Here is a 23,621-nt window from a genome sequence, read left to right as displayed (position 1 = left end):
GTAAAAGCGAGGAAATCAGTATTGCTTTTATGATTATCCGGCAATTATTCGCCATTGAACCGGTGATGAATGTAGCGAAACTCTTAAAAGCCGCTGAGTGGCCCTGTTACCACAGTTATTTACTCAGCGGAACGTTTCCTTACACTTATTAATATCGACGCAACACACTAATTAGCAGTGCCGCAGCCTGTTTAAAGGATAATGTTGCTTCATAATTCAGAAAATATAATTAAGAGAAAGTGGCAACGGGAAAAGCCAATATATCCCCGATGAAAAGAAAAGATTTGTCAGATGTGCCAAAAGGTTTAACAGCAGCAGAGTTATTTATGATACTGCGCCTGTTAATAACGTGACCATAGCCAGTGGCAGCTTAAAAAATGAGGGTTTTAAACAGGTTAAAACTGCCTTCCTGGGAAGGCAGTGTGGATTACTGATTCAGAAATTTATCAAGGAACTGACGGGTGCGCGGCTGCTGAGGGTTACTGAACAACGCTTTCGCTTCGCCCTGCTCCACAATCCGCCCCTGATCCATAAAAATGGCGCGGTCAGCCACATCGCGGGCAAAGCTCATCTCATGCGTGACGATGACCATGGTGCGTTTCTCTTCGGCCAGCGCGCGAATGGTGCTGAGCACCTCGCCCACCAGCTCCGGATCCAGCGCCGAGGTCGGTTCATCAAACAGGATCACTTCCGGCCGCATCGCCAGCGCACGCGCAATCGCCACGCGCTGTTGCTGCCCGCCGGACAGACGGCGCGGATAGCTCTCTTCTTTGCCGTGCAGCCCGACCTTCTCCAGCAGCGTGCGGGCGCGGGCTACCGCATCCGCTTTCGCTTCGCCTTTAACGATAACCGGCCCTTCAATAATGTTCTCCATCACTGAACGATGCGGAAACAGATTGAAGTTCTGGAAGACAAATCCGACCTGCTGCCGCAGACGACGCACCTGCTCTTTCTGCTTACTCTGTGCCAGCGCCGCATCAACGGTAATCTCTCCAACGCGGATGGTGCCGCTATCCGGCACTTCCAGCAGATTGATACTGCGCAGCAGCGTGGTTTTACCTGATCCGCTGGGGCCGATAATGGCCACCACTTCACCGGCGGCCACATCAAGGTCGATGTCGTGCAGCACCGTCTGGCCGTTAAAAGACTTCACCAGCTTTCTGACTTCGATGGCGCTCATTTCGACTCCGAATCCTGACGATTAACATGCTGTTCCAGCCGGTTCTGCAACGCAGATAACACCGTTGCCATCACCCAGTAGATCAGCGAGGCTGCCAGATACATGGTAAAGACTTCCAGCGTGCGTGAGGTGATCAACTGCGCCTGACGGAACAGCTCCGGTACCTGAATGGTCGCCGCCAGCGAGGTATCTTTTACCAGGCTGATAAAGCTGTTGCCCAGCGGAGGCAGCGCGGTGCGGGCTGCCTGTGGCAGGATCACCCGGCGCAGGGTTTGCCAGCGCGTCATGCCGATACTTGCCGCCGCTTCCCACTGCCCGCGCTCAATCGATGAAATCGCGCCACGCAGTGACTCTGAGGCATAGGCTGCGGTATTCAGGGAAAGACCAATCATCGCGGAGGGGATCGGATCCAGTTCAATGCCAAACTGCGGCAGGCCGTAATAGATCATAAACAGCTGGGCGATCAGCGGCGTGCCACGAAAGATCGAGACATAGATTCGTGCCAGCCAGCGAACCGGCCAGAAGCGCGACAGACGCATCAGCGCCAGAATAAAGCCCAGCAGCAGGCCAAAGAACATGCCGCCGATGCTGAGCTGCAGCGTAAACAGCGCGCCTTTTAATAAAAAAGGTGCTGAATCCAGCACCAGTTGAAGACTTTCCTGCATTATTTCGTCACGTCCGCGCCAAACCATTTCTGAGACAGCTTGCTCAGCGAGCCATCTTTCTGCATGTCAGCAATGGCCTGGTCGATCGCTTTCAGCAGGTCGTCGTTGCCTTTACGTACCGCCACGCCCGATTCCTGACGAGAGAACGCATCGCCCGCGACCGCCATGGTATCGCCCGTTTTCTTCACCAGATCCAGCGCAGCCAGACGGTCAACCAGAATGGCATTCAGACGGCCAGAGCGCAGATCCTGATATTTGGTCGGGTCATCATCATAGGTACGGATGTCCACGCCCTTCACATTCTCACGCAGCCACTGCTCGTAGTTGGTGCCCAGACCGACGCCCACTTTTTTACCGGCCAGGTCAGCAGGTTTGGTGATGGTGTTCGCATTGGCTTTCATGGTCAGCGCCTGAATGCCGGAGACCGTGTATGGCGTGGAGAAGTCATACTTCTTCTTACGCTCATCAGAGATGGTGACCTGGTTGATGACCACATCGATGCGCTTCGCGTCGAGTGAGGCCAGCATGCCGTCCCACTTGGTCGGTTTCAGGCTCGCCTTGACGCCCATGTGCTGTGCCAGCTGTTCCGCGAATTCCACTTCAAAGCCGGTCAGCTTGCCCTTTTCATCCTGGAAGCTGAATGGCGGATAGGTGCCTTCCAGACCCACCAGCAGCGTGCCGCGCTCTTTAATTTTGTTCAGCAGATTTTCCGCTGCAAAGGTTTTAACGTTGACGCCAGCAATCAGCGCCACAGCCATGACGCCCATCACCATCTGACGACCTGCACGAGAAAAGGACATATTCACCCCATTATTGACAGTATTGTGTGTGTGTTCTTATAAGGGCAGCACGGCTTGTCGCTGCCAGTCCAGTAGGATAACCCACGGAGTATAAACTGTTTTATTCGCTTGTCTCAGACCGAAGGATGATAAGCAAATAACGCCGGTGCGCCGCCCGTGTGAATAAACAGCAACGGACCTTCACGGCGGAAACGATTCTGGCTCACGCCATCCAGCAGTCCGGCCATTGCCTTGCCGGTGTAGACCGGATCCAGCAGGATCCCTTCCAGCCGCGCCAGCAGTTTCACCGCAGCCATGCCTTCATCATTGGGTTCGCCGTAGCGCGGCGCAAAGTAGTCATCCCACAGGGTAATCGGTGCCTTAGCCTGCACTTCCAGCGTCTCCGCCAGCGACTGACGCAGCCGCTCCACCAGCGGCAACTGCGCCTCAACCTGGCGTGAAACGGTGACGCCCACCAGCTCGGTCTCCGGCAGCAGATGCTCCAGACCCACCGCCAGTCCGGCATGGGTACCGGCACTGCCCGAGGCCACGACCACGGCGGCGAAATCGACCACACCCTCGCTCTGATGAGCAATCTCCTGCGCACACTCTACATAGCCTAGTGCACCCAGCGCATTTGAGCCGCCGACCGGCACGATGTAAGGACGATAACCCTGGGCTTCCAGACGCGTGGCCTGTTCAGCCAGCTGTTCCGCAGGGTTATTCAGCGCATCCACCATAACCACTTCAGCGTCCATCAGATCCAGCAACAGTCGGTTGCCGTTGCTCAGGTAGTTTTCTGCGTGGGTGCCAATCGGGTTTTCCAGCAATGCCACGCACTTCAGGCCAAGCCGGGCCGCGACTGCCGCCGTCTGACGCACATGATTGGACTGGATAGCGCCCGCGGTCAGCAGCACATCGGCGCCTTCACGCAGCGCGTCCGCCGCCAGAAATTCCAGCTTGCGCAGCTTATTACCGCCCATCGCCACGGGCGTGAAATCATCGCGTTTAATGAAAATATCGCGACCCAGGTAGTCAGAGAGCCGTGGCAGATGTTCTAACGGCGTGGGTGCGCCCAGCAGTTCAAGACGTGGGAATTGGTGTAACAGATGTAAAGACAATGCTGCCTCCGTTCGGGCATTCAATTTATCCTTACAGTGTTGCAGAAGATGCGAAAAGGATCACCCTGATTCAGGTGTCAGCAGATGCGGTGAGACAGATGTGTAGTGAAAGTTGCAGGAGAAAGAAGCGCCGTGCTCCCCCTTCCCTTTTACCCGGCTGGCGGGCAAAAGGGGAACGTGCCGCAGGCACGCGGGGGAGCAATCGGTGCAGATCAGGGTTAACCCTGCTGCCAGCCTAAGAACTGATCGTACTTGCGCAGCGCGATGCGGTAATTGTTATTACCGGCATCGGGCAGATCGCTTTCCAGACACTGATGCCAGCTATTTCCCTGAAGCCTGTCGGCCGGGAAATTTCTGGCTTTCAGCATCTCATCCAGACGACGCAGCCGCACCACATATTCACGAATTGTGCTGGGGCTCATCTCTGTCTGTTCAAACAGATACTGTTTAAACGCCATTATGTCGAAGTAATTAGGATGGGTATTACAAAAAATATCACTGCAAAAACGACAAAGCGCGGTCAGTTCGGGCTGAAGTTTCAGCCACAGCTGCTCATCAATCATCTGGTCCATCCGAGCGATGGCCTCTTTATTGATGATCTGGCCACGAAAAACGAGCGCCATTCGATCTAATACCTTGCCACAGTGTGAACAGTTGCTCTGGCTGTGTTTATAGTCTTTAAGATAACGACTTAACGGTCTGGCCTTGGTCTTGGCTCCCATTACTGAGTCCCCGGTTTTTTATAATTTTGAATCGCCAGGAACTGATACTGCTAGCGCGCTCCCGCAAGTCGGGCACGCAGGCGTTTAATCGCCTGACTGTGCAGCTGGCTGACACGGGATTCACCCACATCAAGCACCGCCCCAATCTCTTTCAGGTTCAGTTCTTCCTGGTAGTACAGTGTCAGCACCATCTTTTCACGATCGGGTAACGCTTCGATCGCTTCAATGACGCGCTCACGCAGACTCCCTTCAAGCAACTGATGAAGCGGATTAGCCTCTTCATGGCCTTCCGTCACCAGCTCCGCGCTGTCGCCGTGCTCTTCCCGATACTCGTCGTAGGAGAAAAGTTGACTATTGTTGGTGTCCAGCAGGATCTGCCGGTACTCCTCCATGGAAACATTCAGCTGCTGCGCCACTTCCTGCTCAGAGGCAGAACGCCCCAGCGACTGTTCCACTCTGTGCATTGCTCCGGCCACCTCGCGTGCATTACGACGCACACTGCGCGGTGCCCAGTCCCGACTACGAAGCTCGTCGAGCATGGCGCCACGAATACGCTGCACGGCATAGGTGGTAAAGGCTGTACCCTGGAGCGCGTCATAACGCTCTACGGCATTTAACAGCCCTATCCCACCCGCCTGCAGCAAGTCGTCAAGCTCAACACTGGCCGGCAGGCGAACCTGCAGACGCAACGCTTCATGGCGCACCAGCGGCACGTAGCGCTGCCAGAGCGAATGCTTGTCCATCACGCCTTCGGCGGTATAGAAATCGTTCACGTTGACTACCCTGCGTTAATGAAGTTATCGGCATGATTATCCAATTCTGTAGCGTTTTCGATTGGCTGAATAGGCGGGGTAAAACGAGGCTATTTCATTTTTGTTACGTCAGAGTGCAGATCCTTCTGCACTCTTCAGTGAAGATTAACGACGGGCACGCAGCCGTTGCCGGGTGGCGGGCGGCACTGCCGCCCACAGGCTGCAGACGCGACCTTCCAGTTCCTGGTACCAGGGCGCCAGATGCTGCTGCGCCTCCTCACCAGGATGCACCAGAATCTCGCCCGATTCACCATCAATGCTAATCAGTCGGTTAATAAACAGCCGCTGCAAATCACTGCGTAAAAACAGGCCGTTATCGATGCTGTTATCTGCCAGTACACCGTCATCCCCTTCCTGCGTGTCGATATGGCAGGCTTCCACCCATGGCCAGTTATGCCGTTCGGTCAGCTCGGTGCCGGTCATCACACAGGCGCCGTAGCGGGCTTTGACACCGGCGCTGAATTCCGCCTGGCTGGCGCGCTGCAGCACCCGGGCTTTGACACGACGCCCGACTTCCGTTCCCGGCATCACCGCCGCCGGGACTTTGTGCTGCGGCGTACTCAGCACCACGATGAACTGAATGCGCTGCGACTGCGGAAAACAGGGATCCGCCTGTGGATTGAAGAGCTGCCAGTAAGCGTCTTCATCATCCTGATGCATCAGCACCAGTTTGTAGCCGCGACTGTTCAGCAGATTCTGTGCCGTGGCGGATTGCGGATCGATCATCGCGAAGACCTGGCTGCTGCCCATCACCTTCCACAGGTTGTCGCGCTTTTCGCTATCGCTGCGACGGAAATAGAGGAAGGAGAGATTCTGCTTAAGGTAGTGCTCAAAGCGACGCAGGTAATTTTTACGTTCGTTGTCATGGGAGATGAACAGCAGATCCTCCAGCGGGCTGTTGCTCTCTTCCTGCGCGAACACCGCGCGGATTTTCAGCGTGCGCAGGCCGGTTGACGGACTCAGCAAGGCGCGCGCCGTCAGCTCTTTATCATCAGGGTATTGCAGAGCATAACGCCGGGCGATCTCTTCAAAGGTCAGCCGCTCACCCGGTAACAGGTCATAATTGAAGCGCATAGACACTCCACAAAGTTAAAATCAAAAATGATGTTGTTCTGTGAGGAGTTATCGGCAGTCTGTAGGGGAACTGTAACGGGTCAGGGGATTATCATTACCTGGCTAATATAAGCCATGAGCTGCGAAAAATCATGAGCAGGATGAATACGCTAACGTACCCACCCTCCTCTTTTAATGAACTTTACGGGTCAGCCATGCGGGCAGTTCACCTGGCTGATAAATCCACTCTGCATTAACTTCATGATAGATATTTTCACCCAGGCTGCGTAACAAAAGGGGATTACTGATCATTTTGTTGATCATAAATCGCCACTGCGACGTTTTATTTTTAATGCGCTCAACGCTCATTATCTCTTTATAAGCATCATGATCGCTGGCAAGCACCGGGTAACCACAGGCACCTAACTGTGCAATAACCCGATGCCCTTCCGCCTGATTCAGTAAAGAATCTGAAAGGGGGGCAAGTGCAAGATTTAACCTGAGCGACTGAAACATCTCCGGCAATCTGTTTTGCGGCACTTTACGATGATATTCATGAATAGCCGTTTTCCATGCGTCAGGACAGGCACCGTAAATAATCCAGCAGATATCTTCACTCATCTCTTTGATAAGCACCTCAATATGTCGCCAGTCTTCCGGTAGCAGATCCGACAGCACGATACCCACTCTGGGCTTATCGTGATTTTCGGGCGGAACCGGGCGGGCCCGGATTAAATGCTGCCAGTCTGTACCGAGTTTGTCAGCCTGAAGGACTACATTTTTGTGGCTGAACAATTTCAGCGCAGCGGTGTTTCTCACTACCAGTAGGTCAGTGTTCCGCAGGATCTCATCACGACCATACGCAGGACGGTTCACGCTGAACGACGCCCGGGTCGCCTCAACAATAAAACGGGTGTCAGGGAAAAGATGTCTGTTTCTGAACAGCCGCCCGTTTTTATGGGCAATGACATCGCTCAGAACAACACAAGCAGGCTTCATTCTGTAAAGCTCAGCAACAGATAAATGCTGACACATTAAGGTATGTATGCCATTACCGGCTTGCGAAACTGACAGCGAGCTTTCTTTAACGCGCTGCACTTCCGTAGAGTCTTCGGCATTAAATAAAAATAACACATCAGGTTTTAAACCCTGCCGTGCTGCTATCAGCGAACGATTATTCTCCCGGACTAAATGCTCACCTTTCCAGGAGAGGTTAGGATTAACAACAGGATCGCGGGATAAGCGGTCGATCCATTTTTCATAAAAGAGAGAATCAACAGGGATGCGTTCTGCGTCAGAAACGATGTCATCGCAGCATATCCGCGACTGAGGCACCGCTAATATTACCGTTTCTTTGTCAGACGCCCTCAGCAGCAGATCGCTGATCGCCTCATTTATCGTCGGGAAGTGTTCATCCAGTCCTCCCGCCTCATGGCACGCCGCGGTTCTTAGCATGATACATTCACTGCTGAGTAGTAAATGTTGTCGGGGAACGCTCAGTTCCGGTGCGTACATCCTGTTCAGCGGGTCCGCTGTGCAGGACGGACTGTAGCAGCAGCGCATATCTCCTTCCAGCACGCCTGGGGAATAGAGATAGCTGCGTTTATCTGTTAAAAAGGGTGCGCAGGCTAAAAGTTCAGGTCGGCTGCAGTGATTCAATAAGGCGTTAAGCCACAATTTATTGTTAAAATAAATCCCGCATGAAAGATAAAGCGTAAAATCGCCTCTTGCCTCTGATAGAGCATAATTCAGCGCACTAACGATATTGATTTTTTCCTGAACAAAATAGACTCTGAAGACATCCTCATTGATATCAGACAGTGAGGATAGCCATGATCTGACGTTCTCGTCCGCTGAATAGTTATCAATGAAAATAATTTCGTAGTCAATATCGGCGACGGTATCCACAAAGGTCGACAGAAGCCGCTTAACATTAAGAATTTCATCTTCTACGACAATGATGACGGTAAGCTTTTTAATGTCTGACGCATTAAAATCTATATTAAAAGCATTATTCTTTCTTTCAATCAGCGCATTGCTGCATCCTCTAAGGGTCAGATGCTCTGCCAACAAAGATTGCTTCAACAGGTGATTGTCATTTTCTGTTAATGATAACGCCAGTAAAGGTAGCGGGACATGCTGAATATCAGCGCTAAGCCCTGCATTAACCAACTGCAACATAAAATCCATCTCTACAGTCTGGTGTGAGATGTCGCGCGATTTAATGACCTCTATGCATAATTCACGTCTGAAGAAAGCCCCCCTGGTAAAGCGTTCCGGTAGCGCTAAAAAGTAATCCAGATCGAAATCAGGCAGAAAATGTGACTCAATGATTTCTTCCTTATGCAAGACGATCCTGTCTGAATAAAATGCCAAGGATGTACATATTTTTTCCCTGAAAACAGAGAGTCCAGAGAATATATCCGGGTAAATCCGATCACCGGCACGCAGGAAAAGTATCCATTCATTCTGGTCTTCAACAAGCAGGTGACTCAGCCAGCGGCTGAAATTTTTCGGTTTTCCATCCTCATCGCCTGTTGCCACAACAGAGTAGATCTGAACATCCACGCCCAATGTATGAAGCAAGGAGAGTGTTGTATCGAGTGCCTGCGGTGATTGCTGATCATCCACGACCACAACGCTGAGAGATAAAGTGCCACTCGCTTCGGCCAGAGATTGTTCAGGCACAGGATAGCAGGCCAGCCAGTTTTCCGTTGCTAAAAACTTCTCTTCACTTTTCTTCTGGGCAGCTTTCTGCGTTTTACTGAAAAAATGCATTAGTTGCTGTGAGAAGTTTGCTTCAAACTTTCTCATATGGTCACGGACTTTATAAAGCCCGGAACGCGTGCGCTGCAATTCTGCAGGATCGTCACTAAAGCAGACGCCCGCCCCGCCCATATCGCGAATCGACGCGTCAGAGATGGCGAGCTTTTCATAACCCGGGGCGACCAGAGAAACCACCGGCACCCCACACAGCGCAGCAAGGTTGCAGGTTCCGGACCATTCAAAGGTGTACATCACCGTCGCCGACTTTAAAATTTCTGCCAGCTCCGCCAGAGGACGAGGATTTTGAACCGATATAATCGTGATATCGTCAGGTAACCCCGTAAAATCAACGGTCTGTTCGGGTACCCGATTCAGATAAAGAAGTTTTGTCGTTTTTACTCTGCCGTCATCCGAGAACATCTCTAAATCGGGGCCTACCATCGTTAAAAAATCAACATCAGGTTCTTTCACAATCAGCTGTGAGCTGTACCAGAAAAAGAGATCCTCTTCTGTTTCATTAAGACGATTACCATTGAGTAGCGCTTCATGATTTAACATGTAGCGCACACAGACGTCAGCCTTAATCGGATTACCCGAATAAATTTCAGGATAAACAGCAATGGGGATCAGCTCCGATTTTTTATGCTGATCATAAATCTCAATATCCAGTTTTGGGGTATTCCAGGCAGGATTGGTGATATCGCTATCCACCATCCACGCATTGCCGCCATGCAGATTGATTTGATGACAGAGTTTGTGCAAAGCCTGAATACCGCCGGATGACTCCCGATAATCAGGTGAAACTATATAATAAGGATGTTTAAATTCAGACATTGCAACTCCGCCCTGCCAGGTTGATAAAATCACTTAACCGTTCTGTGCTATACGCTGTTTCAGACCATCTGAAATTTTGATCAGATAGCCTGAAAGGTTAATAGTTACCGAAAAGAATCAGGGCTGCCATGCCTTTGCCCACAGACGCAGGGTCTCACCGGTCAGCATCCAGTTGCGTCGGATTTCAGCCTGCAATTCCAACCCCACTTTTGCGCTCGCATCTGGATCAGCGAGGTGCATCCGGATAGCATCGCGCCAGTCAATAAACCGGTTATTAACTCTTGTCACCGGAAGATTATCTTCCCGATAACAGGCTACATTGCTGCAGATAACCGGCACGCCACAGGCACCATATTCCAGTAACCTCAGATTGCTTTTACAGGCGTTAAAGATATTGTCTTCAACCGGTGCCAGCGCCAGATCGAGATTGAGCGACGCGAGCGCTGCAGGATAAAGCGCAAGATCAACCCCACTGTGTATTTCATGCACGTAGGGGCGGAGTTTATCCGGACACATACCCATAAAGATCCATTCAACGTCTTTCGAAAATTCCCGGACAATGTCGAAAATCATCTCAAGATCGCCCCGATGGCTGACACCGCCGGCCCAGCCCACACGGGGTTTCTTACCCTGCTGACGCAATGAGCGAAGGTTACCCCAGGTCTCTGAAGGAAGGCGATTTTTCATCACAACGATGTCAGGATGCATATCCCGCATCGCGTCAGCCAGTGGCGCGGTAGAGACCACAAAGCGGTCAAAGAAGCTCAGGCTTTTACGTATTAATTTTGCCGTCTCCTGCTTATAAGCATGGCGGCCATGGTGTTTCATGGGCAGATTGATAATGTAATCATCCAGCTCAAACACTTTAAAGACGTTATGAAGTTTACTGACCCGCTCCATCCAGTTATGAAATGCAGGTGCATACCGGCGCTGGATAATCAGACTATCGTGTCTGAACTGCCCCATTTCACTTAATGTAAGCAGCGTCATGCCGCTTGTTCCCTGAGCAATGCCTTCCGCTATCATCGCCTCAAGCGGTTGCGTAATACGGTAGTGTCCGCACCCATAAATATCGGCATTATGCGCCAGGAAGGTGGGCAGATTTTCTGCTCTGACCGGCAGCCAGTTAATATCATCATTTCTCAATTCGAAGTGGCGACTTCTCATTGACAGGTTGGGGTTATATGCAGGATCACTGGCAACAACCGGCATCCATTCAGCATAAATTTTGTCTTCTTCCAGCTGTTTTAATTTACTGGACGTCTGCACGGTTTCATCCGGGAACGGGCTGGTGCGTGCTGCAGGACGATGCAGACGGGCATAAGGTGTCCAGACCGTCAGATAGCCCTGCTCCCGTGCCTTCAGGCACAGATCAACGTCAGCATATAAGCGCTTATCCTGATCAAATCCTCCCAGCTCGTCGAATACCGATTTGCGCATCAGCACCAGATCACCTGAAACGGCACTGTAGTTCTGATCGACATTCATCCGTCCCAGATAGTTGGCGTCTTTGTCGTCATTACCTCTGAAAACTTCACCCACTGCACCGTTTACACCGAGAACATAACCCGCATGCCTGATCTTGTTGTCAGATGAGAGATGCTTTCCACCCACAGCAAAGACTTCGGGTCGTAGTCCATGATTCAGGAGATTATCGAGCCATTCACCGTCAGTGACCGCCATTTCACAATGCATGAAAAGCAGATAGTCACCTGTGGCCTGCTCAGCGGCGAGATTAGCCATTACACTGTGACTGAATGTGCCGTTAAAGCTCGCCGTTTTTATACGGGCGGGGTCTACGTTACTGATATCCGATAACCATTTGTCCCGCTCAGGCGTACCCTGGTTATCAGAGATGATGATCAACTCGTACTGGTGCCAGGTGGTTTTTTCCAGCACGGTCGTTACGCAACTAATCAGCGAGGCGAGATCCCAGTTAGCCAGAATGATGATTGAAACAACCGGCTTATCGGGATGGTTGTATCGTAAACGATAATTGAAGAATTTATCTAATGCCGCTCGTCCATCCGTGTAGCCGCGGTTATGCAAATGCCGCTCAATGATCGCCACATCCTCAAGGATATCTCTGCTTTTCAGGTGGCCGGTTAACAACGGCTCAGCGAGGTGACCTATACCCTCAAACCCCTGTGATTCAATCAGCTTAACAATGAGATCAAACTCTGCTGAATCGGGATAATCGGCATCCAGTCCTTCCGCCGCTAACAGCAGTTCCCGGCGGAACAGCCAGTGTTGCGCCATCGTTTTGGGCGAACTGAGCAGTAAATCAAGATTAAAATCGGGCCTGAACGCGGCACCGAGTGGTGCATTATCGATATAAAAAAATTCATCCGCATACAGGGCTAAATAATGGTTTTGAACGAGTAGCATTTTGCTCAATGCAATCATACCGCAGGCGTGCAGAATAGTAGTCGCCTCAAGAAACATGACCCAATGGTCTTCACGTTCATGGATGATTTGATTGATGACACTGATTCGGCTCTGCTCTGTTGCGGCATAGCATTCAGCGTCCGTATCAGGCGCTACGTCGAGGGCAACGATAAACGGTACAAACCGGATGCCCACTGTCGCTGTCTGGCTGATAGATTTTAAAAGTGTATCCAGACCACTGACGGTCTCTTCTGTAACCGTAATCACGACCAGCACGCTAATGGGGTGCGTGTGTGTCGCGGCAAGATCCACCAGCATATTATGCTGCAACGGATTCAGGGTGCGTGAAGCTCTCCAGGTCGCAAGCGTGTCTAAGGTAAAGTTCTTTTGCTGCTCTTCAGAAAGATTTTTGAGGCTAAAAAGATCAGGTCTTTCAGGGGAAGCAACTCGCGCAAGATGCAGTGCATGGTCGATATCTTTAAACCCGCTTTCGTTACGGATTTTTTCATATAAAGCTTCACGCCCGTTTCTGAACACGTCGTCACTTTCACGTTGATGAGGTTGATGTTCAACGTCTGACGCGCGTACGCTACACAGCGGCGTGGCAAACCAGAGAAGGTGGCTGTGGTTTAACTGACTATGAAAAATAACCAGCGCCGGAACCGCCTGCAGTGCCGGGTCGCCCGTAGTCAGCAGTGAATGATCGATGAGGCTGAGGACGAGATCTTCTCTGTAGAACATCGCTGCACTCATTTCCCCCAGCAGGCTGTAAGCTTTCAATGTCTGATTACGCAGCAAATCCTGCCCGTTGATAATGATATTTTCACTGTTGACTGCTGAGGTGGAGATAAGCGCGGGCAACGCTTCGCCCTGAGGTCCGATACGCTCCCGGCGGGACGCGGCAACACGGCACGCAGGAAAGGCAGTCAGTCCTGACACAAAGGTGGATACACAGGATGATTTCAGGAGATCGGCATCTGACAGAAACTTGATATATTTTCCACGCGCCACGTCTACAGCAGCCTGATAAACAGGTGTCGTCGCATCATCGATTTTTATATAACGGAGAATGTGACTGTATTTGGCAAGATAGCCCTGTAGCTTCTGATGAATGAAAGAAGCATCGCTGTAATCAGCGACGATAATTTCGATATGCGGATAATCCTGATTGAGCGCGCTGTCGAGTGCGTTAGTGAACCAGGCTGAAACGCGTGCGGTAATGATGATGCTAACAAGATCATGTTGAGCCATTTTCTCTCTCTCACTGACTCCTCTCAGTCACGAACGACTGAGAGCAGCGCATATTTTCCATAGCATAATATTTGCGCCTCAGTTCAATCGGAGAAATAAAACAGCAAACAGGGCCTAATCTGCCTGAACAGTTTCAACGTTCAGGTTTTTAGCCAAAAAAAAACCCCGCCGGAGCGGGGTTCTGATTGCGTTGCTAAGTGGAACTTATTAGCCTTGCAGCAGAGACAGAACCTGCTGTGGAACCTGGTTAGCTTTCGCCAACACGGAGTTACCAGCCTGCTGTACGATCTGCGCTTTAGACATGTTTGAAACTTCAGTTGCGTAGTCAGCATCCTGGATACGAGACTGTGCAGCTGACAGGTTAGTCGTGGTGTTGCTCAGGTTAGTCACGGCTGAGTTCAGACGGTTCTGAATCGCACCCAGTGAAGAACGGAACTTATCCACGCTTGCAATCGCGTCATCCAGTTTAGCCAGTGGATTAGCTGATGCACCAGTGGTCAGGCTGGACAGACTCATGTTAGTTGTGTCCAGTTTGAAAGCCGCTTTTGTAGGAGTCGTTGCGGTATCTGCAGACTGTGGATCAACGGCTACGAAGAAGTCTTTAGAAGCGCCGCTTGCAATATCAATACCATTTGCTTTCAGGTTGTTAGTTTCAGCATCGCTTGCTGATGTAACGGTAACTTTGGCAAACATCTTACCGTTGTCATCTTTATAGACGGTGCCGGTATCTACAGCAACACCACCAGTTGCCACACCCAGACGGGTAGACAGGGCATTAGCAGTAGATTCAGCAACGGTTGCACCAGTTACATTAGTAGTAGAGCCATACGCAGCCTTGAAGTCTGCGGCAACAGCGCCAGATGGCGTGCTTGATGGACCGTTGACGTTGAAGCTATCCAGACCCAGGGTCTTGGAGTCGATTTTCTTCAGGTCGATAGTGATGGTTTCGCCGTCGTTTGCGCCAACCTGGATGTTCATTTTGCCGTCTTTAGCCAGCACGTTCACGCCGTTGAACTGAGTCTGACCAGAAACGCGGTCAATCTCGTCCAGACGTGATTTGATTTCGTCCTGGATTGAAGATTTGTCAGAATCAGAGTTAGTACCGCTTGAAGCCTGTACAGTCAACTCACGGATACGCTGTAAGTTGTTGTTGATTTCTGACAGTGCGCCTTCAGTAGTCTGCGCAGCAGAGATACCGTCGTTGGCGTTACGAGCAGCCTGAGTCAGGCCCTTGATGTTAGAGGTGAAACGGTTGGCAATTGCCTGACCAGCAGCGTCATCTTTCGCGCTGTTGATACGTAAACCAGAAGACAGACGCTCCATTGAAGTAGACAGAGCTGACTGGTTCTTGTTGATGTTGTTCTGAGTGATCAGCGAGAGGCTGTTGGTATTAATGACTTGGGCCATGATGAATTTTCCTGTTAATCAAGTCTTTCGGTTAAGGTGTGGGCTTCAACCCGCCGGCTTCAGCGCCGTCAAAGTTGTTATCGTCTGCCGTTTAACAACCTTTAGAATTTTTTTAGTACCAGGCGAATTTTTCTGCTTCAACCTGTCACGTTTTAAGTTATCGCCACCCGCCCGAACTTCTTTAGGCTTAATTCATTAATTTTCTAGCCGCTGAATTACCCTTCTCTATAGTGCTTATTTACCTCATTACCCTAAGGCAAATAACCTTAAACTTTCCTTATTCAAGGCCGATAACCCAGGTATCAATTTTCTGTCGACCTTATAAAGGAATTAATATGGCTAGTATAAGCAACCTCGGTGTGGGTTCCGGCCTGCCACTCAGTACCATGCTTGACAGTTTGACCACCGCTGAAAAAGCTTCACTCAAACCTATTTCTACTCAGCAGACAGCTTATACGGCCAAGCTCAGTGCTTACGCCACCCTGAAAAGTTCACTGACAACTTTCCAGGCTGCTAATACCAAGCTGAACAGTGCTGACCTTTTTACCGCTACGACTGCGGCCAGTAGCTCCACAGCGTTCAGCGCGACCACTTCTGGCAGCACCGTGGCCGGTAAATATGCCATTAACGTCACGCAGCTGGCACAGGCGCAGGTTCTGACCTCAGGAGTACAGAGTAGCAACACCGCCGCGCTGGGCGACAGCTCCGTGGCCAGCCGCAGCATCGCGATTACCTTAAAAGATGGCACCAGCAAAAGCGTAACGCTCTCCAGCGATCAGACCTCGCTGACCGGGATGCGTGACGCCATCAACGGCGCCAATGCTGGCGTCACCGCCAGCATCATTAAGGTGTCAGACGGCAGTTTCCGACTCTCTATGAGCGCCAATAAAACCGGCAGTGATAATGCCGTGGCGACCATTGCCGTCACCGGTGACAGCACGCTACAGGGGATTGTGGGCTTTGACGCCAGCGCCAGCAGCAACGTGATGACCCAGAGCGTCGCTGCGCAGAATGCCAAACTGACGGTCAACAATGTTGCGATTGAAAACAGCAGCAATCAGATTAGCGATGCGCTGGAAGGGATTACTTTAAATCTGACCGCGAAGACAGTTGGCGATGAGACGCTGACGATTACCAAAGACACCTCAAAATCCTCCAGCGCCATCAGCGCCTGGGTGGATGCCTACAATACTTTGCTGGATCAGTTCAATACCCTGACCAAATTCACCAAAGTGGATACCAACAGCGATGCACAGGACTCCAGTAATGGTGCCCTGCTGGGTGACAGTACGTTACGGACGATTGAGACGCAGCTGAAAAGCATGCTCACTAATTCGCAGAGCACATCTACCTTTAAATCACTGAGTCAGATTGGTGTCACCACCGATCCCACCACCGGTTCATTAAAACTGGATTCGACCAAGCTGAGCAGCGCACTGGATAAAGATGCTGCGGGCGTGAAAGCAATGATCGTAGGTGACGGTAAAACCGGTATCGCCGCTAAAATCGACAGCAAGCTGACTGACTGGCTGGCTACTAAAGGGATTATTCAGTCCGCCACCGATGGCGTGAGTAAAACACTGAATAGGTTAACCACCCTCTATAACACCACCAGCGATCGTATTGATGCCGATATCGCACGCTATAAAACGCAATTTACTCAGCTGGATATGGCCATCAGTAAACTCAACTCGACCAGCACCTATCTGACGCAGCAGTTCGACACGTCCGATTCGTCTAAAAAATAACAGGAGTGACCATGTACAGCGCTACAGGCACCAAAGCCTATGCAAAAATTGGCGTAGAAAGCGCCGTGATGAGCGCCAGCCAGCAGCAGCTGGTTGTGATGCTGTTCGACGGTGCACTGAGCGCGTTAATCCGCGCTCGTCTGTTTATGCAGGATGGCAATATTGAAGGCAAAGGCAACTCCATCTCCAAAGCGATCAATATTATCGAAGCCGGCCTGAAAGAGGGCCTGACTGAAAACCGTGGTGATGAGCTGGCAGACAATCTGCTGGATCTTTACAACTACATGACGCGTCGCCTGTTGCATGCCAACCTGAACAATGATGTTACAGCGGTCGAGGAGGTCGAAGGCCTGCTGCGTAACATTGCTGACGCGTGGAAAGAAGTAGTTCAACCTAACCTGATTCAGGACGCCGTTTAATGACTACTGCACCGCATCTGATTACCGTTTACCAACAGTTACTCGATCTCAGCCAGGGAATGCTGCGTCATGCAGCACAAGGCGAATGGGATGAATTGATCAGCAGGGAGATGGAGTATGTCAGTGCGGTGCAGAGCTTAGCCCAATCGACGGAAGCCGTGTCGCCGTCGGCACAGACTCAGGAGCAGTTACGTCCGGTGCTGCGCCGTATTCTCGATAACGAATGTGAAGTGAAACGTCTGCTGCAGGCGCGGATGGATGAGCTGGCCTCACTGGTGGGTCAGAACAGTCGCCAGAAATCGGTGATGTCCGCTTATAGCAATCAAGGCGGCGTTGTTATGGTGCCGCACGAAACCCTCTCCTGACCCCCTGCTCTGTCACGCCGCCAGATTTATTTTTCTGCGCGGCGTCTCTTTTTTGCCGCTTACTCCATACTTGATTTTCATCATCCCCTGGAGTGTGGTACATGCAAAACCCAACGTTATTACAGTTTTTCCATTGGTATTACCCGGATGGCAGCAAACTGTGGCCGGAAGTCGCCGATCGTGCGGCCTGGCTCAGCGAAATAGGTATCACCATGGCGTGGTTGCCACCGTGCTACAAAGGAGATTCGGGTGGCTATTCTGTCGGTTATGACAGCTACGATCTGTTTGACCTGGGTGAATTTGATCAGAAAGGCGGTGTTGCCACCAAATATGGCGACAAACAGCAGTTACTGGCGGCAACAGAAGCCCTGCGCAGTCACAACGTTGGAGTGCTGCTGGATGTGGTGCTCAACCACAAAATGGGTGCCGACGAAAAAGAGACGATCAGCGTTAACCGCGTCAATCCCGATAACCGCGATGAAATCTACGACGAAGTGGTCGGGTGCGAGGCCTGGACGAAATTTACGTTTCCGGCACGCGCCGGGGAATATTCGAAATTTATCTGGGACCACAAATGCTTTAGCGGCGTAGACCACATCGAAAATCCGGACGAAAACGGCGTATTCAAAATCATCAATGACTACACCGCCGAAGGCTGGAACGACCAGGTTGATAACGAGCTGGGTAATTTCGACTATCTGATGGGCGCCAACATCGATTTCCGCAACAACGCGGTCAGGGAAGAGCTCAAATACTGGGCGCGCTGGGTGATGGAACAGGTGCCCTGCACCGGCTTTCGTCTGGATGCGGTAAAACATATCCCGGCCTGGTTCTACAAAGAGTGGATCGACCATATTCAGGAGGTTGCTGAGGAGCCGATGTTTATCGTCGCGGAATACTGGTCGTTTGAAACGGAGAAGCTGCAGGAGTATGTGCATCAGGTAGAAGGCAAAACCATGCTGTTTGATGCGCCACTGCACATGAACTTCCACCAGGCCTCAACCGCGGGCAGCGCCTACGACATGAGCCAGATCTTTGCTAACTCGCTGGTGGTCGCTGATCCGTGGCATGCCGTGACGATCGTGGCTAACCACGACACCCAGCCGCTACAGTCGCTGGAAGCACCGGTAGAAGCCTGGTTTAAACCGCTGGCCTATGCGCTGATCCTGTTGCGTGAGCAGGGTGTGCCCACCATCTTCTATCCCGACCTGTTCGGCGCGACCTATGAAGATGAAGGCGGCGACGGCGAGAAGCACAAAATTGAGATGCCGGTAATCCCTGAACTGGAAGGATTGATCCGGGCGCGCCAGCAGTATGGCTGGGGCGTGCAGACCGACTATTTTGATCACCCAAACTGCGTGGCCTTCAGCCGCAGCGGCACCGAAACACAGCCAGGCTGTGTGGTGATCATGTCGAACGGCGATGCCGGTGAGAAAAGCGTGCCGATGGGTGAAGGTTTTGCCGGTAAGGTCTGGCGCGATCATCTGGGGAATCGGGAAGAGACCATTACTGCCGACGAGCACGGCACGGCGGTCTTTGTCTGTAACGGTGGCAGTGTCAGCGTCTGGGTGGTGGCAGAATAAGGTCGTTGCCGAAGAAATGACTCAAAACTAAAACCGCCCCGGCAGGCAGAAGCGTGAAGTGCGCTCTGCCCGTCGGGGCGGTTTTGTTATGGTCCGGCTGTTATGACTTCGCGTTGTTTTCTGTAATCGGTGTGCGCAGCAGTTGCGGTTCGATGTTCTGAATCACGGCGGCTTTCGGCTGTTTCGCCACCTCTTCCAGCGCCTGCTGACACTCAACGGTCGGACGCGCCACTTTACGCAGAGTCATCCTGTCATAGCTAAGCTCGCCATTCTCCACGACCAGCGGCATCACCCGCACCTGACGCGTTACGTTGACATAATCGCCGCTTAACCGGGTCAGTTTGCCTGGCTTCGCAATCACCCGCATCCACTGACGGCAGTCCAGCGTGCTGCCATCCGCATTGATGATCACACTGGCTATCGCCTTGTCGCTGATCAGGCTGCTCTGTGGGCCGACGGTTTGCCAGGTTCCCTGCAGATCAGCGGGCGCCGGCGTTTGCACCGCATTTTCATAATCGTTGATTTGTGCACAGCCACTCAGTGCCAGCGCGGCAATCAGCATCCACTTTTTCATGTTTAATCCCTAAGATCCCATCAATGGCGGCTACGTTATAATTTTTCCACCGCGTTGCGCAAGGTATCTGGGTGTTCAAACACCACGCAGACCCTGATTGCGCCAGAATTTATCCCGCAGTGAGCTCCACGGTCAGGTTTTTGACCGGAAGTTCAGAGGCTGAACTGATGCAAACTCCGGCCTTTGTCACGCCTGACAAGCGGAAGACAACCCGCTACACTGACGCGCTGCAACAGACTTTCAGGAATATGAATATGAAAACGCCAGAAGCCTACTATGCCCAGGCGCGCGAGATGTTTTTTACCGCGCATCCCGACTTTCAGTCTGCGCTTGATGAATTAACGGAGAGCGACGCCCGTGCGGCTAACCTGTCACTGCGACAGCTGCGCGAATGGCATGCCGAACGTATCTATGCGGCCTTTTTGCGGCAGAAGAATCTGGATGGAATGATCTTTTCTATTCAGCTCGCTGAGTCGGATAAAGCGGTGGCGGCTGAAGCTATCGAGACTTATCTCAAATCTCATGCTGAGTCGCTGGGGATGAGCTGGGAAGAGTTTTGCATCAAAAACGAGCTCTAATCAGGGCCGCGCTGAAGTTGTATCTTGCACACACCTCCAACCAGTTTCGGCACTGCAGATAAAATTGTACTAAACAGGGGAAAGTGTATAACTTCGGCGTGCGACTCAGGTCGTGATTGTCCTTTAACGAATAGTGCTGATGCACTGCCTCTGCAGGTGTTGTCTCAATTCCACCTCCAGAGGCGAATTTTTTTATCCGCCCCTACCCTTCACCTTCCGTCGCTTTACCCTTTACTTCAACATAACTCGCTACCGCCAGCAGACGATTAATATGCGTCAGTAGCAGATCCACATCAGACTGCAGAAACTCGGTCGAAGATTTCGACGCGGTAATAATGGCATCCTGCACCGTTTCTGAAATGGTCAGCGAGTTGTCCTGTTTCGCCTGCACCAGCAGCGCCGCAACCAGCAGGGACTGCGCTTCAAGCTGCGCCGTCAACTCTTTTGCATCGACGTCCATCTTTGCCAGTTTTAGCAGAATATCAATTACCAGTTGTCGCATCGCGGACCTCCTAAAAGTAAGCCGCCATTATGTCGCGATGCGTGCGCATTTTGCTAGTCGAAGATTGAGGTTTATGCGAGATAAAAATTTACACGAAATCAGGCGCGCTGCCTTGCTACTGTTTTTATTTACAGTATTATATGTCAGCGATTTTGCCCTGAATGGATTGCCATCATGTTTGTTGAGTTGATTTATGACAAGCGCAACGTTGCCGGTTTACCGGGTGCTCGCGAGATGATTCGTGAGGAGCTGGAAAAGCGGGTGCATCGGGTGTTTCCTGACATTGAAGTTAAGGTCAAGCCCATGGAACGTAACGCGATTGATACTGATTTGAGTAAAAACGATAAAGCGACGGTTGCGCGGATTGTTGAAGAGATGTTCGACGAAGCGGAAATGTGGCTGGTGGCCGATTAATCCCTTAACGGCCACCACATCAGTTAGCGGGAGATGACTTAGCTCTCCTGCTCGCTGTGATTAACTTCAATCTCGATGTCCTGAATCGCGGCATCCAGATCTTCCAGCAGTTTACCCTGCTTATTCAGCAACGCATCGATTCGGTCGGCGTTGGTCTTGTCTTTATACTCACCGGCATCAAACGCTAACCATTGGCTGGAAAGGGTTTCGGTGTTGGTCTGAGCATAGTGACGCATCTCTTTTAGCTGAGAAGTCACGTCACGCAGATATTCAGTTTTGGTCTTGGTTTCTGTTGAATCGCTCATGCTAAATTTCCTTCTGGTCATCTATCCAAAGTGAGTAGGCTTAGCGGTTCATCAACCGGCCAATCAGCGGGCCTGCATTCAGGTACAAAATGTTGCCCGGATATTTAAAACTAGTCGATAATAGCGAAGCCGCATTAAGAATAATCGGAAGTTATGGTTTATGACCGGATTTCACGGCTGGCACCTCACTCTCAGTGACGACCTCTTTGACTTTTATGACCGTTTTGTCGGCTATGCGATCCGGTATTGCATCCAGCTTGTGCTGTATTGCTGCAACCTGATCGGTCAGCAGCTCCACTCTGTCATCACGCCGCGCCGCAATTAAGCGGTAATCCGCCCGAATCTCCTCGACCCGCTTGTTTGCGGTGTTACTGACGTAGAGAAAAATGATCGTCATCAGGATGCAAATCATCGAACAGCTCAGCAATACGCAGCCGAGGATAACTTTGCGCCGGTAAGACATCGGTGCCTTAGTGCTATTAATCGTGGCCATCACTGCGATCCTCCAGAGTTGAGATAAGCCGATCAATCTCATTACGAAATTTATCGTTCTGATCGGTTTCGGTCATTGCCAGTAAAATCCCTACCGCATTCTTGATTAACCGAAGATCCGTTTCGAGTGTCGAGATACGCCGCAGATTCCTGTCGTGCCGTTCGCGTAATTCATCGTTCTCCTCCCGTATCAGCAGGTTGCTCTCTTTCAGCAACACCACCTGCTCTTTGTAGCTGGTAATAATTTCGCCGCCGGCTCGATTACTGGTTACGATTGACGCAATTCCCGCCAATAACGGTTTCCAGAACAGTGCTGCTGCCCCCCCACCCAGAACTAACGCACCCATACTGGTAATCAGACTACTTTCCATGCCACACCCCTTTGTACGGTAAGGTCTCTGGAACTTACTGCGTGCTGTTTAGCCACGTCCCCCGCATGAAATTTAAGATTGCTTAAATACCAGGCTTAAGTATACTTAAGTCACTCTCAACCAAAAAGTCAAGCTTATGAAAAACGAAACGCTGGGTGACCGCATCCGACTCCGACGTAAATCGCTGCAGTTAACGCAGAAGCAATTGGCGCAACAGGTAAAAGTGTCCCATGTGGCGATTTCGCAATGGGAAAAAGAGGAGACGCTGCCGCGCGGTGAGAACCTGCTGCGGCTCGCCGAAGCGCTGGGCTGCGCACCGGCTTTTCTGATAGATGGGGATGGTCCTGTTTTCAGCGAAAGCGCCTGGAGTGGTTTGCATCAGATCCCACTGCTTGCACAGCGCGACGTGCCGCGATGGCTGAGCGAGGCCGGTTCCGTCCGGCATGAACTGCTGATGCACAACGACATGGCGCTTTCACAGCAGAGCTTTGCCTTCCGGGTGGAAGAACAGGCGATGACGCCCGCGATTCTGCGGAATGATGTGGTGATCATCGATCCCACGCAGTCACCTCAGCCCGGCGACTGCGTGCTGGCATTGCAGCAGCAGGTCGTGCTGCTACGCACCTGGCGTCAGCGCGGCAGTGAAAATGGCGTCATGCAGTTTGAACTGGCACCGGTCAATATCAACTTCCCTGAGCTGCAATCCAGCCGGGACAGCCTGAAGCTGATTGGTACGCTGGTGGAACTGCGACGCTACCGCCAGCCATAAAAAAACCCGCCGGGCGCGGGTTCACTTTTCATCGTACAACAGTGGCTGAGTTTATAGCCGGGCAACTACAGGGCATCGGTCAGTTGATCTACCACCACTTTGCCCTGCAGATCGGTCTGCATAATGCGGTAATTGACGGGCCATGAGCGGCGGGTACTGAGTTTATCGAACAGGGTTACGCCGCCTTTTTTAACTCCCTGGCTATTTACAATAATCCATTCGGTGACCTCTTCCTGACCACGATTTTTCAGGCTCAGCGAGCGTTGTTCGATTAACTGATCTTCAGCTTCAATCTTTAAATAGTCTCTTAACATAATTTCTATCTCCTGGTAACGCAGGCCACTATATGCCTTTTGCTAATCCGTTCAATCGAATTTATTTATCGATCTGTTTATCGACGGGAATGTGACCTGCCGCAAGCGACATGACAGGTTTGTCCATTACTGCATTAGGGATTCCCGGTTAGCATGAACCTGCTGTACACACCCAAACATCGAAAAATGACGTGTTCAGTATGAGAGAA

Annotated in this window: 23 protein-coding genes; 7 read left to right on the top strand and 16 right to left on the bottom strand. The window is 51.4% G+C overall.

Features of this window, described 5'->3' with window-relative positions:
- Positions 1-427 precede the first annotated feature (427 nt).
- The 10 genes from tcyN to ACVKSX_RS01585 form a co-directional block, all read right to left on the bottom strand.
- Entirely contained in the window at positions 428-1,180 is a 753-nt protein-coding gene (gene tcyN, locus ACVKSX_RS01630; protein WP_010247571.1) for an L-cystine ABC transporter ATP-binding protein TcyN, read from the bottom strand.
- On the bottom strand, positions 1,177-1,845 hold the full coding sequence (tcyL, locus tag ACVKSX_RS01625; RefSeq protein ID WP_003854540.1) for a cystine ABC transporter permease: 669 nt from the start codon (positions 1,843-1,845) through the stop codon (positions 1,177-1,179). Before tcyL ends, tcyN begins: the two co-directional genes overlap by 4 nt.
- A complete protein-coding gene (gene tcyJ, locus ACVKSX_RS01620; protein WP_031593429.1) occupies positions 1,845-2,645 on the bottom strand; it encodes a cystine ABC transporter substrate-binding protein in 801 nt (266 codons plus the stop codon). The genes tcyL and tcyJ overlap by 1 nt, the downstream gene beginning before the upstream one ends.
- A 113-nt stretch (positions 2,646-2,758) precedes the next feature.
- Positions 2,759-3,745 carry a D-cysteine desulfhydrase gene (locus ACVKSX_RS01615; RefSeq protein ID WP_022625488.1) on the bottom strand — a complete coding sequence of 329 codons (987 nt, stop codon included), beginning with the start codon at positions 3,743-3,745 and terminating at the stop codon, positions 2,759-2,761.
- Positions 3,746-3,963: 218 nt separating this feature from the next.
- Complete coding sequence (gene fliZ, locus ACVKSX_RS01610; RefSeq protein WP_010247591.1) at positions 3,964-4,467, bottom strand: flagella biosynthesis regulatory protein FliZ; 504 nt, start codon at positions 4,465-4,467, stop codon at positions 3,964-3,966.
- 50 nt (positions 4,468-4,517) lie between these two features.
- Complete coding sequence (locus tag ACVKSX_RS01605) at positions 4,518-5,240, bottom strand: RNA polymerase sigma factor FliA (protein ID WP_003854529.1); 723 nt, start codon at positions 5,238-5,240, stop codon at positions 4,518-4,520.
- A gap of 144 nt (positions 5,241-5,384) precedes the next feature.
- Positions 5,385-6,353, bottom strand: coding sequence for an HNH endonuclease signature motif containing protein (locus ACVKSX_RS01600; RefSeq protein ID WP_010247595.1), 969 nt, complete (start codon positions 6,351-6,353; stop codon positions 5,385-5,387).
- A gap of 171 nt (positions 6,354-6,524) precedes the next feature.
- On the bottom strand, positions 6,525-9,932 hold the full coding sequence (locus ACVKSX_RS01595) for a glycosyltransferase (protein WP_354438255.1): 3,408 nt from the start codon (positions 9,930-9,932) through the stop codon (positions 6,525-6,527).
- Between the two features lie 117 nt (positions 9,933-10,049).
- Entirely contained in the window at positions 10,050-13,571 is a 3,522-nt protein-coding gene (locus ACVKSX_RS01590) for a glycosyltransferase (RefSeq protein WP_354438254.1), read from the bottom strand.
- A 207-nt stretch (positions 13,572-13,778) separates the two neighbouring features.
- Positions 13,779-14,978 (bottom strand): FliC/FljB family flagellin, encoded by a 1,200-nt coding sequence (locus ACVKSX_RS01585; RefSeq protein WP_307379549.1) that lies wholly within the window; start codon positions 14,976-14,978, stop codon positions 13,779-13,781.
- A gap of 335 nt (positions 14,979-15,313) precedes the next feature.
- Here ACVKSX_RS01585 and fliD point away from each other — a divergent pair, with 335 nt between their 5' ends.
- The 4 genes from fliD to amyA all read left to right on the top strand — a co-directional run bounded on the left by fliD (position 15,314) and on the right by amyA (position 19,093).
- On the top strand, positions 15,314-16,726 hold the full coding sequence (gene fliD / locus ACVKSX_RS01580) for a flagellar filament capping protein FliD (RefSeq protein WP_172608225.1): 1,413 nt from the start codon (positions 15,314-15,316) through the stop codon (positions 16,724-16,726).
- Positions 16,727-16,737: 11 nt separating this feature from the next.
- Positions 16,738-17,145, top strand: a complete 408-nt coding sequence (fliS, locus tag ACVKSX_RS01575) for a flagellar export chaperone FliS (protein WP_033787599.1) — start codon at positions 16,738-16,740, stop codon at positions 17,143-17,145.
- A complete protein-coding gene (fliT, locus tag ACVKSX_RS01570; RefSeq protein ID WP_033758046.1) occupies positions 17,145-17,510 on the top strand; it encodes a flagella biosynthesis regulatory protein FliT in 366 nt (121 codons plus the stop codon). Before fliS ends, fliT begins: the two co-directional genes overlap by 1 nt.
- Before the next feature lie 101 nt (positions 17,511-17,611).
- Positions 17,612-19,093 (top strand): alpha-amylase, encoded by a 1,482-nt coding sequence (amyA, locus tag ACVKSX_RS01565; RefSeq protein WP_111533938.1) that lies wholly within the window; start codon positions 17,612-17,614, stop codon positions 19,091-19,093.
- Positions 19,094-19,193: 100 nt separating this feature from the next.
- Here the strand turns inward: amyA and yedD are convergent, their stop codons facing one another.
- On the bottom strand, positions 19,194-19,667 hold the full coding sequence (gene yedD, locus ACVKSX_RS01560) for a lipoprotein YedD (RefSeq protein WP_010247616.1): 474 nt from the start codon (positions 19,665-19,667) through the stop codon (positions 19,194-19,196).
- 254 nt (positions 19,668-19,921) lie between these two features.
- Between yedD and ACVKSX_RS01555 the strand changes: the two genes are divergently transcribed.
- A complete protein-coding gene (locus ACVKSX_RS01555) occupies positions 19,922-20,245 on the top strand; it encodes a DUF6388 family protein (protein WP_061703845.1) in 324 nt (107 codons plus the stop codon).
- A gap of 202 nt (positions 20,246-20,447) precedes the next feature.
- Here ACVKSX_RS01555 and iraP read toward each other — a convergent pair whose 3' ends face one another.
- Positions 20,448-20,747, bottom strand: coding sequence for an anti-adapter protein IraP (gene iraP / locus ACVKSX_RS01550; protein ID WP_163657636.1), 300 nt, complete (start codon positions 20,745-20,747; stop codon positions 20,448-20,450).
- Positions 20,748-20,921: 174 nt separating this feature from the next.
- Between iraP and ACVKSX_RS01545 the strand changes: the two genes are divergently transcribed.
- The gene (locus ACVKSX_RS01545) at positions 20,922-21,161 is read left to right on the top strand and encodes a DinI-like family protein (protein WP_003854508.1); all 240 of its coding nucleotides are present in this window, start codon (positions 20,922-20,924) and stop codon (positions 21,159-21,161) included.
- A 38-nt stretch (positions 21,162-21,199) separates the two neighbouring features.
- Here the strand turns inward: ACVKSX_RS01545 and ACVKSX_RS01540 are convergent, their stop codons facing one another.
- The 3 genes from ACVKSX_RS01540 to ACVKSX_RS01530 form a co-directional block, all read right to left on the bottom strand.
- Complete coding sequence (locus ACVKSX_RS01540; protein ID WP_010670837.1) at positions 21,200-21,466, bottom strand: hypothetical protein; 267 nt, start codon at positions 21,464-21,466, stop codon at positions 21,200-21,202.
- Positions 21,467-21,617: 151 nt separating this feature from the next.
- Complete coding sequence (locus ACVKSX_RS01535) at positions 21,618-21,959, bottom strand: hypothetical protein (protein WP_010670838.1); 342 nt, start codon at positions 21,957-21,959, stop codon at positions 21,618-21,620.
- Positions 21,946-22,329: a hypothetical protein gene (locus ACVKSX_RS01530; RefSeq protein WP_010247627.1), complete on the bottom strand. Its 384-nt coding sequence runs from the start codon at positions 22,327-22,329 to the stop codon at positions 21,946-21,948. Before ACVKSX_RS01530 ends, ACVKSX_RS01535 begins: the two co-directional genes overlap by 14 nt.
- Positions 22,330-22,465: 136 nt before the next feature.
- Here ACVKSX_RS01530 and ACVKSX_RS01525 point away from each other — a divergent pair, with 136 nt between their 5' ends.
- Positions 22,466-23,098 (top strand): helix-turn-helix domain-containing protein, encoded by a 633-nt coding sequence (locus ACVKSX_RS01525; RefSeq protein ID WP_022625481.1) that lies wholly within the window; start codon positions 22,466-22,468, stop codon positions 23,096-23,098.
- Positions 23,099-23,163: 65 nt separating this feature from the next.
- Here the strand turns inward: ACVKSX_RS01525 and ACVKSX_RS01520 are convergent, their stop codons facing one another.
- Positions 23,164-23,412: a hypothetical protein gene (locus ACVKSX_RS01520; protein WP_010247633.1), complete on the bottom strand. Its 249-nt coding sequence runs from the start codon at positions 23,410-23,412 to the stop codon at positions 23,164-23,166.
- Between the last annotated feature and the right edge of the window lie 209 nt (positions 23,413-23,621).

The organism is Pantoea sp. PvP021 (assembly GCF_054056055.1).
The sequence above is the reverse complement of the archived record's forward strand: the minus strand, read 5'-3'. Positions and strand labels throughout refer to the sequence as shown.

Bases quoted from the DNA above. Each gene is read 5' to 3' on its own strand.
- ACVKSX_RS01595 (WP_354438255.1), bottom strand. From the start codon at position 9,932: ATGTCTGAATTTAAACATCCTTATTATATAGTTTCACCTGATTATCGG.
- ACVKSX_RS01535 (WP_010670838.1), bottom strand. From the start codon at position 21,959: ATGGCCACGATTAATAGCACTAAGGCACCGATGTCTTACCGGCGCAAA.
- tcyN (WP_010247571.1), bottom strand. From the start codon at position 1,180: ATGAGCGCCATCGAAGTCAGAAAGCTGGTGAAGTCTTTTAACGGCCAG.
- iraP (WP_163657636.1), bottom strand. From the start codon at position 20,747: ATGCGACAACTGGTAATTGATATTCTGCTAAAACTGGCAAAGATGGAC.
- ACVKSX_RS01530 (WP_010247627.1), bottom strand. From the start codon at position 22,329: ATGGAAAGTAGTCTGATTACCAGTATGGGTGCGTTAGTTCTGGGTGGG.
- ACVKSX_RS01520 (WP_010247633.1), bottom strand. From the start codon at position 23,412: ATGTTAAGAGACTATTTAAAGATTGAAGCTGAAGATCAGTTAATCGAA.
- ACVKSX_RS01600 (WP_010247595.1), bottom strand. From the start codon at position 6,353: ATGCGCTTCAATTATGACCTGTTACCGGGTGAGCGGCTGACCTTTGAA.
- ACVKSX_RS01540 (WP_010670837.1), bottom strand. From the start codon at position 21,466: ATGAGCGATTCAACAGAAACCAAGACCAAAACTGAATATCTGCGTGAC.
- fliZ (WP_010247591.1), bottom strand. From the start codon at position 4,467: ATGGGAGCCAAGACCAAGGCCAGACCGTTAAGTCGTTATCTTAAAGAC.
- ACVKSX_RS01525 (WP_022625481.1), top strand. From the start codon at position 22,466: ATGAAAAACGAAACGCTGGGTGACCGCATCCGACTCCGACGTAAATCG.
- ACVKSX_RS01545 (WP_003854508.1), top strand. From the start codon at position 20,922: ATGTTTGTTGAGTTGATTTATGACAAGCGCAACGTTGCCGGTTTACCG.
- ACVKSX_RS01585 (WP_307379549.1), bottom strand. From the start codon at position 14,978: ATGGCCCAAGTCATTAATACCAACAGCCTCTCGCTGATCACTCAGAAC.
- fliD (WP_172608225.1), top strand. From the start codon at position 15,314: ATGGCTAGTATAAGCAACCTCGGTGTGGGTTCCGGCCTGCCACTCAGT.
- ACVKSX_RS01555 (WP_061703845.1), top strand. From the start codon at position 19,922: ATGAAAACGCCAGAAGCCTACTATGCCCAGGCGCGCGAGATGTTTTTT.
- fliS (WP_033787599.1), top strand. From the start codon at position 16,738: ATGTACAGCGCTACAGGCACCAAAGCCTATGCAAAAATTGGCGTAGAA.
- yedD (WP_010247616.1), bottom strand. From the start codon at position 19,667: ATGAAAAAGTGGATGCTGATTGCCGCGCTGGCACTGAGTGGCTGTGCA.
- amyA (WP_111533938.1), top strand. From the start codon at position 17,612: ATGCAAAACCCAACGTTATTACAGTTTTTCCATTGGTATTACCCGGAT.
- ACVKSX_RS01590 (WP_354438254.1), bottom strand. From the start codon at position 13,571: ATGGCTCAACATGATCTTGTTAGCATCATCATTACCGCACGCGTTTCA.
- tcyJ (WP_031593429.1), bottom strand. From the start codon at position 2,645: ATGTCCTTTTCTCGTGCAGGTCGTCAGATGGTGATGGGCGTCATGGCT.
- fliT (WP_033758046.1), top strand. From the start codon at position 17,145: ATGACTACTGCACCGCATCTGATTACCGTTTACCAACAGTTACTCGAT.
- tcyL (WP_003854540.1), bottom strand. From the start codon at position 1,845: ATGCAGGAAAGTCTTCAACTGGTGCTGGATTCAGCACCTTTTTTATTA.